Origin of the sequence: Methanosarcina hadiensis, assembly GCF_046529725.1 — an archaeon.
Taxonomy (GTDB): Archaea; Halobacteriota; Methanosarcinia; order Methanosarcinales; family Methanosarcinaceae; genus Methanosarcina; species Methanosarcina hadiensis.
The window spans coordinates 1,921,629-1,933,614 of record NZ_CP136241.1 but is presented as its reverse complement, the minus strand read 5'-3'; the positions used below and the strand labels follow the sequence as shown (position 1 = coordinate 1,933,614).

The 11,986-nt window shown below is 37.1% G+C and carries 14 protein-coding genes; 5 read left to right on the top strand and 9 right to left on the bottom strand.

Going from position 1 to position 11,986, the window contains the following annotated elements:
- Nucleotides 1-132: 132 nt before the first annotated feature.
- Both RSJ42_RS08260 and RSJ42_RS08255 read right to left on the bottom strand, forming a co-directional pair.
- A complete protein-coding gene (locus tag RSJ42_RS08260; RefSeq protein WP_410510092.1) occupies nt 133-921 on the bottom strand; it encodes a hypothetical protein in 789 nt (262 codons plus the stop codon).
- A gap of 964 nt (nt 922-1,885) precedes the next feature.
- On the bottom strand, nt 1,886-3,244 hold the full coding sequence (locus RSJ42_RS08255) for a tyrosine-type recombinase/integrase (RefSeq protein WP_410510091.1): 1,359 nt from the start codon (nt 3,242-3,244) through the stop codon (nt 1,886-1,888).
- 71 nt (nt 3,245-3,315) lie between these two features.
- Here RSJ42_RS08255 and RSJ42_RS08250 point away from each other — a divergent pair, with 71 nt between their 5' ends.
- From RSJ42_RS08250 to RSJ42_RS08235, 4 genes are all read left to right on the top strand, one after another.
- A complete protein-coding gene (locus RSJ42_RS08250; protein ID WP_410510090.1) occupies nt 3,316-3,999 on the top strand; it encodes an ion transporter in 684 nt (227 codons plus the stop codon).
- A gap of 165 nt (nt 4,000-4,164) precedes the next feature.
- Nucleotides 4,165-5,109 carry a D-aminoacyl-tRNA deacylase gene (locus RSJ42_RS08245; RefSeq protein WP_410510089.1) on the top strand — a complete coding sequence of 315 codons (945 nt, stop codon included), beginning with the start codon at nt 4,165-4,167 and terminating at the stop codon, nt 5,107-5,109.
- 125 nt (nt 5,110-5,234) lie between these two features.
- Nucleotides 5,235-5,591: a DUF3147 family protein gene (locus RSJ42_RS08240; protein WP_410510088.1), complete on the top strand. Its 357-nt coding sequence runs from the start codon at nt 5,235-5,237 to the stop codon at nt 5,589-5,591.
- A gap of 96 nt (nt 5,592-5,687) precedes the next feature.
- A complete protein-coding gene (locus RSJ42_RS08235) occupies nt 5,688-6,086 on the top strand; it encodes a DUF3147 family protein (protein WP_410510087.1) in 399 nt (132 codons plus the stop codon).
- 114 nt (nt 6,087-6,200) lie between these two features.
- On the opposite strand, the gene RSJ42_RS08230 is transcribed toward RSJ42_RS08235, so the two are convergent.
- From RSJ42_RS08230 to RSJ42_RS08200, 7 genes are all read right to left on the bottom strand, one after another.
- Entirely contained in the window at nt 6,201-6,362 is a 162-nt protein-coding gene (locus tag RSJ42_RS08230; RefSeq protein WP_410510086.1) for a hypothetical protein, read from the bottom strand.
- A gap of 185 nt (nt 6,363-6,547) precedes the next feature.
- Entirely contained in the window at nt 6,548-7,954 is a 1,407-nt protein-coding gene (locus RSJ42_RS08225; RefSeq protein ID WP_410510085.1) for an MATE family efflux transporter, read from the bottom strand.
- Between the two features lie 2 nt (nt 7,955-7,956).
- Nucleotides 7,957-8,442, bottom strand: coding sequence for a MarR family winged helix-turn-helix transcriptional regulator (locus RSJ42_RS08220; RefSeq protein ID WP_410510084.1), 486 nt, complete (start codon nt 8,440-8,442; stop codon nt 7,957-7,959).
- A gap of 432 nt (nt 8,443-8,874) precedes the next feature.
- Nucleotides 8,875-9,843, bottom strand: coding sequence for a hypothetical protein (locus RSJ42_RS08215; protein ID WP_410510083.1), 969 nt, complete (start codon nt 9,841-9,843; stop codon nt 8,875-8,877).
- Nucleotides 9,844-10,352: 509 nt separating this feature from the next.
- On the bottom strand, nt 10,353-10,529 hold the full coding sequence (locus RSJ42_RS08210; RefSeq protein ID WP_410510341.1) for a hypothetical protein: 177 nt from the start codon (nt 10,527-10,529) through the stop codon (nt 10,353-10,355).
- A 35-nt stretch (nt 10,530-10,564) separates the two neighbouring features.
- Entirely contained in the window at nt 10,565-10,867 is a 303-nt protein-coding gene (locus tag RSJ42_RS08205) for an S-layer protein domain-containing protein (protein ID WP_410510082.1), read from the bottom strand.
- A gap of 101 nt (nt 10,868-10,968) precedes the next feature.
- Nucleotides 10,969-11,154: a hypothetical protein gene (locus RSJ42_RS08200; protein WP_410510081.1), complete on the bottom strand. Its 186-nt coding sequence runs from the start codon at nt 11,152-11,154 to the stop codon at nt 10,969-10,971.
- Nucleotides 11,155-11,500: 346 nt separating this feature from the next.
- Here RSJ42_RS08200 and RSJ42_RS08195 point away from each other — a divergent pair, with 346 nt between their 5' ends.
- Nucleotides 11,501-11,926: a hypothetical protein gene (locus RSJ42_RS08195; protein ID WP_410510080.1), complete on the top strand. Its 426-nt coding sequence runs from the start codon at nt 11,501-11,503 to the stop codon at nt 11,924-11,926.
- Nucleotides 11,927-11,986: the final 60 nt, after the last annotated feature.

Sequence of the window (11,986 nt, the reverse complement as noted above, 5' to 3'; positions counted from 1 at the left end):
TTGAATTATGAAAGGAGATAAAATAAATTTGGATACAAAAGAAGTAAAAAACTTACAACTGCTCCAAAATTACTTACTTGAGACTTTGTATGACTTTAATAATTGATCTTCACTAATTGGAATGATAAAAGATTATTCATCGTTAACAATTATAAATAATCTTTTATCAATATATTTGATGTAATTGTAAATCGAACTAGCGATTTTTTCAATTTTTTCTTTATTATATTCATTAATCATACTACTTTTTTTATTATGAATTATTGTATGACGATCCTGAAACAAATTATAAATCGAGTTCCAAGATTTAGGCTCAATCTCTACTATTTTTATATTAAATAAAGTTTTAAGTAAATCCTTAACGTGATCTGTATCTTGGCAATTAATCTTTTTCTTTTCAAGAAGTTTTGTACCAAGTTTAAGACCAATAATAGAACCTTGATTCGCCTCTAAAAAACTAGCGTAAACAGTTTGAATATTAAATAAATTTAAGAATTTGTTAAATGTTTCATCATCATTTGTCAATTTTGCTAAAAATTCATCATCATTCAAAATTCGTTCAAATATATCATAAAAATAACACTCCCAACTGGAAATAACAGATACAATGGACTGCTCTATTAATATCTGATAAAAACTACTCTTCATATCTTGTGTTTGAATATCAGAACAATTGTGATAGAATGTCTTCTTCATATTCGCAAATGAATCCATATCTTCGGAGTCAAAAATAATTGTTGATTTTAAGCACTTTTCGCTAGTAGTGAGTAATAGTGCCACCTTAGATAAGTTATTATTAAAATTTAATAACTCTTCAGAAGGAGGATACTCATAAAGTTCTCTTGGCGTATCACAACTAGAAACACGTGAACGACCACATGTCGAGATCTCAGCCTTATCTAACAGATATCCATATATCATAGACTTTGCAATTAAAAGTCAAACTATATAATATAATCCATAAGTTCTATTCCATTTGGGTATATCTAATAAATGGATAATTATTGCTTTTGGTCTAAAAAATCTAGGAAATATATAAAATATATTCTTATCCATTTATTAACTCATTCAAAATTAATAATTCACATAGTTCATACAAATAACTACAAAAAACAATCTTTTCTATTAAACTGAGCTTATAAATTTAATAAATTTTCGTTAGGGCAATTTCTAAAATAGGCAGTTGTGCATAACCTTTGAACTAGCGTTGCGTTTTTTGAAGATACCTATATCCCGATATAAGAGTGAGAGATATAAAATCCGAACCACTATGCTAAAATATTCCTGGTTTAAACCAGTTCCAAGATTATCCACCAAACTCTAATACATATAATCAAAGTGTCGCCAGCTATTTTTTTACCTTCTAGTTGAAACGAACAGAGAGATCGGAACGTATGTTCCGATTGATCAACGAGCATTTATAATTGCGAGGAGGACAGGCAGAGGGAGAAATGGTTTATTCATTGCCTCCGTCCATGCCTCCCTTACCCAACAACGATTTAAAAAGGTGGCTTTCAACCGATAGTGATTAATTAAACACCAAATTAATCATTTTTTGAAAAAAGAAGGAACTGCAATCACCTTAAATAAAAAAAGAAAGAATTAGATGTTTTATTTTTCCGAAAAAAATTAAAAAATTTGTAGAAAGATTTCACTCGTAGAAAATCCTTCATTTATATTTCTTTAAAGTCTTTCAGTATTTTCAATTATAGAATTTATGATAAAATTAATTATAAAATTAATTATAAAATTAATTATAAAATTCATGATAAAAATTATATAAACATAAATCATTCCTAATTATTCCTTTATTTGAAAATTCCTTCGGCTGCATATATTTAAAATAAAAAAGAAAGAATAAGATGTTTTAATTTTCCGAAAATAATTAAAATTCATCTTCTATATATTCTAAATCTTTATAATCTTTAGTATCTAAAATATTTATTGAATTTTGCAATCTATCAATCATTTCTTGTATCTTTTCAGCATATTTAGGTTCATATTTCTTTCTCATTTTTAATAATTGTATTTTGTTCCTAAAATCTAATCTCATTAATTGTTTTTCATTATCTTCTAATTTTATATCAACATCTGTTTTTATTCTTTTAATTTCTTCTCTTTCAACATTAACTCTGTAATTTTCAGTTTTAAGATTCTCATTTTCTTCTTGTAATTTTTGGAACTCTGGACTTACAGATATATCAAGTTCTTTTTGAATTGTTAAATAAGGAACGTATTTTTGATATTGCTCTCGAAGTTTCAAAGGGTTTGCTCTGTAGTATCCTATTTCCGTTTCAGAAAGTTTATGTCCCATTAAAAATTCAGCAATAATATGATTACACCCATTATTTGTTAATGCTGAATAGAAATATCGTCTTAAATTATGGGATCTAATAAGGTTGTATTTTCCTTTTTCTGCATTCATATTACATTTTTCAGAAATAGACCTGTAAATTTCCATGAATGTATTTCGTTTTAATTTTCGGTCTTCGTCATTTCCAGATTCAACATATTCTTTTTGAACCCTTGAATTAATGAATAAGTATCCATCATCTAAGCCCCTTTGTTTTTCAAGTTGTCTTTCTCTATATGCATCTTTTCTTTTTGATGTTCTATTATTTCGAAATTTTAAATAATCCCAAATTGCTTTTGAAGCTTCAGGTGAAAAAAAAGTAATGAAATCGACCTTTGTTTTTTCTCTTCTTAATGGAAGAGTTGTAATTTCTGTCTCAGGATCATAGCCGTTTTTAAATTGATTTATCTTTAAATTCCGAATTTCATTTGAAGATAATCCACTTGAAACACCTGCAAGAATAATTGCTTTTTTAAGACAAACACATTCTTTTAAAACTTCCTGCAACTCTTCTTTTGTTGGAATTTTTAAATTTCCTTCTAAACATGTATCATCTTCATTTCTTGGAATAGATGGTAATTCTACATCGTTCTTTTTATAGAAACTCTTTATTACGGCTAATCTTAATTTTATTGTGTTTCCTGAATTTTCACTTTTATTTAGATAATCAATATAATTGGTAAAATATTGCTTTATTTTTCGTCTTTTTAAGAGAACTCCATCTTCAGCTTCTTTATCAGCTTCAGCAATTAATTCATCAGGTGTCTTTCCCACAAAATCACAATACAATTTTAAAGAATTTAAATAGCTTTTTTCCGTTAACGGTTTCGGCTTCACATATACGAACCAATTTTTAACCGCACCATCGTCCCGTAAATCTTCAATTTTCATGATACAACCTTACAATATTATTATAAATGTATTTTGGTTATGCTCAGTTATATCAAATCATAATCGTTGTTATGCTCGACAGCGTAAGGGAGATTGCGGTTTTATATAATAGTCTGTTTTATGCCCTTGAATGGATTTTTACGATACTGTTCACTGTGGAATACATTCTGCGCCTGATCTGTGTTGGCAGACCAATCCGATACGCAACAAGTTTTTTTGGGATCATAGACCTGGTAGCAATTCTTCCTACATATTTCAGCCTGTTTTTGCCAGGCAGTGAATACCTGCTGGTAATCCGGAGTTTACGGCTGCTAAGGATTTTCAGGGTACTGAAGCTTGTCCAGTACCTTGGTGAAGCTGACCTTCTGATAAGAGCTTTACGCGCAAGCCGAAGAAAAATAACCCTGTTCCTGTTTACTGTTTTGAACCTGGTAGTAATACTGGGTTCCCTGATGTACGTTATTGAAGGCGGACAGAATGGGTTTACAAGCATACCAACAAGCGTTTACTGGGCAGTTATAACACTTACGACGGTTGGATACGGAGATATAGTCCCTGAAACAGGTCTTGGGCAGGCGGTTGCGTCAGTCGTCATGATTATAGGGTACAGCATCATAGCAGTCCCGACAGGTATAATCACATCCGAGATTTCCTACGCAGGCAGGTACTCTAAAGGTAGGGTATGCCAGAACTGCAGTTTTGAGGGGCACGATATCGATGCCAGATTCTGTAAGCGTTGCGGGGCAAAGTTATAACCGGACATCAGGCTGGTCGACTGACACCATATCAACCATCAGACACTTGTTCAGCTAACTTTTTTATGTTTAAGGAAGATCTGGGGTCGGCTTTATCTACTGTAAGGAAATGTATAGAGAATTAGTTAAGAAAATTAGAATAAAAAGACCCGGATTGATTCAAAAATGATAGAAGCGAGCAATCCAGAATCAAATAAAGAAGAAAAGTCTGGAATACCCGAAAACAACAAAAAAATCCCGGAAAACGCCCCGAAAATCACGATTATCTGTTCTGCTTCAGACCTTGCGAGCCAGAATATCAGGACTCACCTTTTGAACCTGAAAGAATGGAAAGACCTCGAGATCCTGCCTGAATCCGGGTTTTCCGCAGCCAGAGAATCCGTAGACGGAAAGTTCAGGATGGTTGATATAGAGGAGATTCATGTCTTTCAGGACGGGCTTGATAAGAAACTTGATGCTGCCAGGCTGCCGGCTTCCTTAATAATCTTTGCCTCCAAGCACAGGAGCAAAGAAGAGATCAATTCTTTGACCGTGCACTGCACAGGAAACCCTTCAGGGGAAGCAAGGCTTGGAGGTCATCCTAAGGAGCTTGCAGTCTCTTCTCCTGCTGCTATGAAATCTGTCCTTAAGGAAATGAAACGGCTGGTCGAAGAAAAAGGACTTAAATATGACGCGACCCTTGAAGTGACCCACCACGGCCCTACAGAACTTTCGGTCCCATCAATCTATGCAGAAATAGGCAGCACGGAAATACAATGGAAAGACCCTGAAGCCGGAGATGTCGCCGCAAAATCAATCCTTTCGGTTTCCCTTGAAAAAGTGCCAGTAGCCGTTGGATTCGGTGGAGGGCACTACGCTATGCGCCAGACCGGCCTTCTGTTTGAAACAAAAATCTCTTTCGGGCACAACTTCCCAAAATACCAGCTAGAATTTGTGGATGAAGACCTGATAAGGCAGGCTATTGAAAAATCCGGCGCTGAATTTGCCTACTTTGACCGGAAGTCCATGAAAAGCGAAGACCGGAACAGAATCTCTGAAATTATTGAAAAGCTAGGGCTCAGGGTATTAAAAGAATCGGAAATCCGGGAAAAGTACGGGCTTGAAAGTTAATCAGAGTGATTAAAAATTATAAGTGCACAAAAGTTCTATCTCTCAAAAAATATATATGTATATCTGCAGGTACTTCATAGTGAACCTTTTTACGAAATAATATTTCATCAACAGGTCGAGATTTAATGTTAAGTATTGATATGTCTCCCATTCTCATCCGTTTCATTTTTGGTGGGAGTGCGGTTGTAGCTTCCAGATTGATTGCGCGGAGTTTCGGAGGGAAGCTAGGAGGCGTTTTTGCAGCTTTTCCTGCGGTTTACCTTGCAGCAGTTGTGGGCATGAGCATGGAGTATGAGGGCAGTGAATTGCTCTCTGTTTCCGAACAGCTTTCCAAAGGGGCGCTTGTGGGAATGGCAGCAGACGTCTGCTGTGCACTTGCAGCCAGCTATCTTATCCTCAAGTATGGATGGAAAACCGGTCTGGGCTTATCCCTTCTTTTCTGGACTGTGCTTGCCCCGCTTATTTATTTTACATGGTTCTGATTCCTGGAAAAATTCGGACTGAAATCTAAAAAATTAATGCAGATGAAAGCAAAATAATTAATAGAGATTAAAAACAGATAAATAAGGTGTTTTTTAATGGAACTAGATTTCCGTAACCTTTGCATAAGGTTTGTTTTCGGGGGCACGGCTGTTGCTGCCTGTTATATCCTGCTTCAGAACCTGCCCTCAAAAGCCTTTGCTGGGGTTTTTGCAGCTTTTCCGGCTTTAATGGCTGCAGCCGTAATTATGGCAGGTCACTTCGGAAACTCCAGGCAAGCATCAGATATCGCCCTTGGAGCAAGTGCGGGTATGCTCGGCTGCACTGTTTGTGTGCTTACGGCTACTTTTTGTATGGAACATCTCCACAGGTGGGGATTATCCCTTACAATCGCACTTATGGTCTGGTTTTTCAGTTCATATGCAGCAATTATAATGATGCAGAGCATTCTCGAAAAAAGAAAAAGGAAAGGAAACAGCAGGGAAAAAGCACTTTAAAATTCAGGCTTTAGAAAAAAAGCCTCAGAGACTCTTTTGTATCATTTGTTTTTCTTAATTCTAACCAGTTTACAATCGGCTTCATATTTTGTTTCTGCTTTACACCATTGCTGCTTACTGCTTTATTTTCATCGGCTCTCCACAGCATGTTATATTTCCGGTACAGCAAGCATCAGTAGAGCAGCAGGCTTCTCCACATGCATTTACTACCTTGAGCTCAAACCCGCAATCTTCACAGATAAGAACCTGGCCCTCTTTCAATTCGCTACAATTCATTCGCATCACCTCAATTCGCTTGATGTAAAAAAGTATGTAACTCAGGTTCAAACTGCTTTTGAAACAATGTTTCTGAATATTGTTCTACAAATCCAACAGTTTCCATAACTGGACTTGAATATATTACAAAAAAGAAGGAGAAAGAGGGCAGAATTAGCCTCTTCTTATTTTCAGCGCTTCAAGACTTATTCAACCCCTCTGGAAACTGCCAGCTCTTTCCCGGCGCCGATTCCTGAGGAACCTGGATACTCTTTAAAAAGCCTGTATACTCTGAGGAGCAGATATCCTGAGAGTAAAAATGACAGGAGATCCGAGATAGGATAAGCTGCCCAGACTCCATCCAGATTATAAAAACCCGGCAGGATAAGAACAAGCGGGATCAGGAAAAGGACCTGCCTGCTAAGGGAGAGAAGGAAAGAAGGTCTGGCTTTTCCCAGAGCTTGGAAAACTGTCATAGAGACCACGTTTAATCCTATCAAAGGCATTCCGAGGAGCATAAGCCTTGTAGCATGTATCCCGACTTCCAGGTATTGCGGGTCGGCACTAAAAATCCCGAGAATCTGTTCTGTAAAGAGATAAATGATAAGCAGGCCAAAGGTCCCGAATGTCATTGTTGCTATAAGGGTCAATTTTACAGCTTCAGCTATCCTTCCGAACTTCTTTGCTCCGTAATTATATCCTACGATCGGTTGCAAGCCGAAAGACATGCCTAGAAGAGGCAGGAAGATGAAGGAATTAACCTTGATAATAACGCCAAAAACAGCGACCGCAACGTCTCCTCCATAAGTCGCAAGGGCATTATAGACGAAGATCATCATAATACTGGCTGATGCCTGCATAACAAAAGGCCCGACTCCTATGGATCCTATTTCTCTCATAATACTCGGCTCAGGCCTCAGGTATCTTGACTTAAAATGCACAGCCCCTTTTCCTTTAACGCAGTACCGCAGCAGCCAGACCGAACTCACTGCCTGGGACAGCACAGTTGCGATTGCAGCTCCCTGAACACCCATTCCGAATCCAAAAATAAAAACCGGGTCAAGGAGAATATTGAGGCCGGCTCCTATCAGCATTGCATTCATTGCAAGCCGGGCATTTCCTTCGGCTCGGACAATATTCTGAACAGCTATTCCAAAGATAAAGAAAATTGCTCCTAAAATTATGTATTCAAGGTATTCCGTTGCATAGGGCATGATTCCGGGAGTAGCCCCGAATATTCCCAGAATAACGCCCAGGTAAAAGAGGCACGGAGTTGCGATAAGTATGCTGAGTATCAGGCTCATGGAAAAGACATTTCCAAGAGTCCTCTCGGCTTTTTCCTGCTCTTTTGCCCCAAGAGCACGCGAAATGATTGAAGACCCTCCCGTACCGAGAACAACTCCAAAAGCCATGATAATCATCTGGATCGGAAAAGCTATTGCAAGCCCGCCTATCGCCTGGACGCTTTCTGACCCGTATGCCTGTCCTACGAAAAATGTGTCCACAACGTTATAGAGGGCCTGCACTAACATTCCGATAATCACAGGAGCCGAAAGCTTGAACAGGAGCTTACTTATCTTCTCTTTTCCTAAAAATTCACTTTTTCCTTCCATATTTATTCTTCCATATCGTTTTTATTTCGCATCACTTGCCTGTTCTGACCACCTTGTTCGAGTCCTGTCTCACAAAGTTTAAATGCAGCTTTTTTAACAAGCTGCCTGAAAATTTCTTTTTCATCCGGTGTAAAATCCGAAAGGAGAGTATCAAGGAAAGAAATCAGCTTTTCAAGAATGATGTATCTCATTTCCTTTCCTTTTTCAGTCAGGTAGACTTTGTAAGCACGTAGGTCACTTTCGTCCCTTTGCCTGTACACATACCCTTCTCTTTCCAGGCTCTGGATTGCCCTTGTGCTTGTTGCTTTGCTAACCTTTAGTATTTTTGCAAGGTTTTCCTGAGAAATGCCATCCTTCCGGTACAGAACCATCAGGAAATCAAATTGTCCGCTGCCGATTCCATATTCTTCGAGTTCCTTTGCCATATACGCAAGGTGACTCCGATAGATATGGGCGATCGGACCGCAGATCTCTCTTGGGTCTTCCATGATTCACCCTCCGTTTTTATGAGTTGGAGGCTTGTTTAGAACAAGTTCTTGATAAATAATTTAATAGAGACTTAATAAGTGGTTACAAGTGAAACTAATATTTCAGTCCTCTGTAAGTGCTTTATATATATAATGGTTATGGAGGAAAAGAAATAAAAACAGTAATTATTCAGGAGTGCGAGATCAGGAGTTTTAGGAGTAAGACTGGTGAATTTTCCAGCCTGTAAAAAATATGTGCTTATAATATCGTTTATGAGTACATTATGTACGTGTGTGGTACGTCCTTATTTCTGGGAGTAGGAAAATTACCATCATCTAAGCATATCGCAATTAATGAGCAACGCAAAAAAGCAAGGACGACGATAGAGATAAAAAAGTGGTATAAAATACAAAATGTTATTCAAAAAGATGATGAATTTTAAAGTTTATTAATTATAATTCAGGAAATACTTCCATTATCTGCTTATTCTCGCCAGCTCTTGTAATTTCAACCTTTCTTACCTCCATCTTAGTAGAGCCACTTATTCTAGGAAGTATGTAAAGTATCCCGTACTTCATATCAGCTGCATCCATATATAATAATAATTGTTCTCCACCACTTTTTACAAAATCAGCAGTATATTTTGTTGCCTTTTTCAGCTCGATCAATAAGGAATTTTCACCCTTTCTAACTAACATATCTGCATATAATTTTCTTTCCCCAGTCGCAACTGGATATTCTGTGATTACTTCAATATCTTTATCTAAAGACTCTATATATGCAGCAAGCATACCTAATGACTCATTACGAAAGATTAACTCATTATGAGAGCGAATTAAATCACTTGTAATATTATTAGGAGCTTTATTATAGAAATCAACCAAATACTGACTTATTTGTTCGATAAGATTTTCATTTTGAACTTGTTTCTGTGGAATAACTCCTGATTCTAATAACTCAGTCTTTTCTTGATCATATGCTTTCTTTTCTATCATCTGGTCAAGAAGTATATTAAAAAAAGCACAGACGTTTACTATTGCAAGAAATGCTTCTTGCTCAGAAAAGCATAGCATGTAATCGTGTGTTGATTCATTCCGCCATTCTTGTCTATAGTTTTTGAAAAGTGTCAGTACTCTTGCCTTTAATATTGTTCCTTTTCCAAATTCTTCCTCTATTTTATTTGGGGTTAAATGTTCAGCTTGCTTACCCGTAAGAACTCGATATGCTTCTTTTAGTGAACCTTCATATGCATGGTTTGACCGATAAATGACATCTGTAAAGAGATAATCGTCTCCTTTTTTCCCATTCTCAAAGTGACGTTCAGCTACCTCAATATGCGAAACGACTCCTTTCAAACCTTGAATGATTGGTGTGCCTGAGAAATAACTACATTTGTCTTCTATCAATTTCAGCAAATCCATGAGACCATCTATCCTAGACATAAAATTCTGATGAGTATAATCCTAGCTAGTGCCGTGAGCAGTAACATGTTTCATTTAGCCGATTACAGCTATTCACAACCCTTTAATTCTTGAGGATTGACGCGACACTAGTGTTTAACCTGCTGTTCTCTTGTGTCAAAATCTGAATATGTACCGCTCATTTATGCCTGTTTTGATTTTCTTCTATCTGCCTCAGGTTTGAAAATACAGCAAAAAGTACAGAAAAAACAATATGTAAAGCCAACATAAATTCAATAGGTGAAGTAAATGAAAAAGAACAAAATACTAGCATTACTCACCGTGATGCTAGCAGTTTCTTAAACGGTTGCCGTGCCTGATTGTTCTCCCGAAAGGGCAGTATAGGATTCACCTCCGGAGAAAAGGTGAATGCGTCAATAAAATTGACGTGTGCGGCTACTTCACCAACAATTTTAACCAAGCTTTCTTCTTTTCATTTCCTCGAAACCAATAGATAATATTTCACCATTTCAGTTATCTGACTCAAAAACAAGGTATCCAGGGTTAGATTCGCCTACTCCGTTGGTGATCTCCTTTAGTGTGAATTCTCCAAATTTGTCCCCAAGTTTTAGATTCTTGGTATTTGCATAATCAATAAGCCAGAGACCGTCAATCATAACAACACTATCTGACTCGTATTGGAAGATTTCACTTACGTGTACTTTGAAGACAACAACACTGCTTATACCTTGGATATTATAAGATCAACACTCAACGTATCATCACCACTTCCAATCTTGATGATATCATCAGCAACGAACTCCTCATCCTTGGTGAATTCAAACCAAACCATCTGATTGGCAACGTCTATCTGCTTTGCTTCAAGACTGTAACCTTGACCTAAATCAAGGATTTCACCTTTCATGAGAGAATACTTCTCGCCTTCATCAGGTAAGTCAAGAACTAATTTGGCAAGCTTATCGACGTGAGCACTCCAAATCTTTTCATTACTTTGGTATAAAGGAACGTAGCTCTCCCCGAACAATCTAATTAGTGGATATTGATCATCGGACCAACTCCCACATTTATAATTGGTAGCAACAATAGGGAGGTAACCGGGAGAATTTGCCGCTGTCTGCGTTGAACCTAATTCAGATGTGCTGATGAAGTTGTTTCTTTGAGATTTGTTTCTTCTTCAGCAACTCCATCTTCTGCTGGTATTGCCTTTTCTGCCTGCACAGCCTCGACATTATTATCAGATTCGGTACACCCAAGAGCTAATGTAAACCCGAGGATTAAAACAATTACCAGAACCACACTTCTGTTACTCATTATCACACCTTTTAAAACTCCAAGATCCAACCTGGATCATTTTCATTAGAAGGTGCAAACATTTTTTAATGTTATTATTTTGTGTGTCTTGAAGAGTTAGGAAAGGCAAAGTGTGTAAAAATTGAAGACGATTTTTTTGCTTGGGTACAGGTAGAAGAGCTATAAATGTTGATCAAGCCAATGTTAACCACTTCCGGCACTACGTGGGTAAGTACCCTGCAGAATATCCAGAGAGTACTATCGCAAAAAGAGTTCTTGAAAATCTGTAATAGTGACGCCAGCAAATATACTAATTTAACTGAAAAAGGTTTAAGTTCTCTTACATTGTTGGTTCGTTGGTGTTTTGATGGTACTTGACTCGATTTTTGCAATTATATACGATCAATTAAATAGAGCACTTAATGCTGAAATGAAGGAATCCGAACGTGTAGAACTTGTGAAGTCAACTGTAAAAGAGGCTCTACTGGGGTGCTGTTATGATTGGAAAACTCGTAGTAAATGGGCGAGTTATAAAGTTACTGATGACATGCTTCGGGGGTATGCCAGAATGTTGATTGGCGTCTCTGTAAAGTTTCGCGCTAATGATATGTTAAGCGAATCTATTTGTGAGGATATCTTGGGTTATGCGACTAGAATGCGAAATGTAGCTGATGAGCCGAAACATCAGGATTCTGAAATCGGCTATGTTAAAGAAACTGGTGAGATTTTTGTGGGTCTAGATCGTATGTATAAGAATTTTGATAGATTGTTTGAAGATTCGATAATAGAGTGAACATCCTTTTTCCCCGAATTTTATGCTATCGTATACCGGCGCACATAATATCCGTGCGGG

Bases quoted from the DNA above. Each gene is read 5' to 3' on its own strand.
- RSJ42_RS08250 (WP_410510090.1), top strand. From the start codon at position 3,316: ATGCTCGACAGCGTAAGGGAGATTGCGGTTTTATATAATAGTCTGTTT.
- RSJ42_RS08245 (WP_410510089.1), top strand. From the start codon at position 4,165: ATGATAGAAGCGAGCAATCCAGAATCAAATAAAGAAGAAAAGTCTGGA.
- RSJ42_RS08195 (WP_410510080.1), top strand. From the start codon at position 11,501: ATGGTACTTGACTCGATTTTTGCAATTATATACGATCAATTAAATAGA.
- RSJ42_RS08230 (WP_410510086.1), bottom strand. From the start codon at position 6,362: ATGAATTGTAGCGAATTGAAAGAGGGCCAGGTTCTTATCTGTGAAGAT.
- RSJ42_RS08215 (WP_410510083.1), bottom strand. From the start codon at position 9,843: ATGGATTTGCTGAAATTGATAGAAGACAAATGTAGTTATTTCTCAGGC.
- RSJ42_RS08220 (WP_410510084.1), bottom strand. From the start codon at position 8,442: ATGGAAGACCCAAGAGAGATCTGCGGTCCGATCGCCCATATCTATCGG.
- RSJ42_RS08200 (WP_410510081.1), bottom strand. From the start codon at position 11,154: ATGAGTAACAGAAGTGTGGTTCTGGTAATTGTTTTAATCCTCGGGTTT.
- RSJ42_RS08225 (WP_410510085.1), bottom strand. From the start codon at position 7,954: ATGGAAGGAAAAAGTGAATTTTTAGGAAAAGAGAAGATAAGTAAGCTC.
- RSJ42_RS08240 (WP_410510088.1), top strand. From the start codon at position 5,235: ATGTTAAGTATTGATATGTCTCCCATTCTCATCCGTTTCATTTTTGGT.
- RSJ42_RS08260 (WP_410510092.1), bottom strand. From the start codon at position 921: ATGATATATGGATATCTGTTAGATAAGGCTGAGATCTCGACATGTGGT.
- RSJ42_RS08235 (WP_410510087.1), top strand. From the start codon at position 5,688: ATGGAACTAGATTTCCGTAACCTTTGCATAAGGTTTGTTTTCGGGGGC.
- RSJ42_RS08255 (WP_410510091.1), bottom strand. From the start codon at position 3,244: ATGAAAATTGAAGATTTACGGGACGATGGTGCGGTTAAAAATTGGTTC.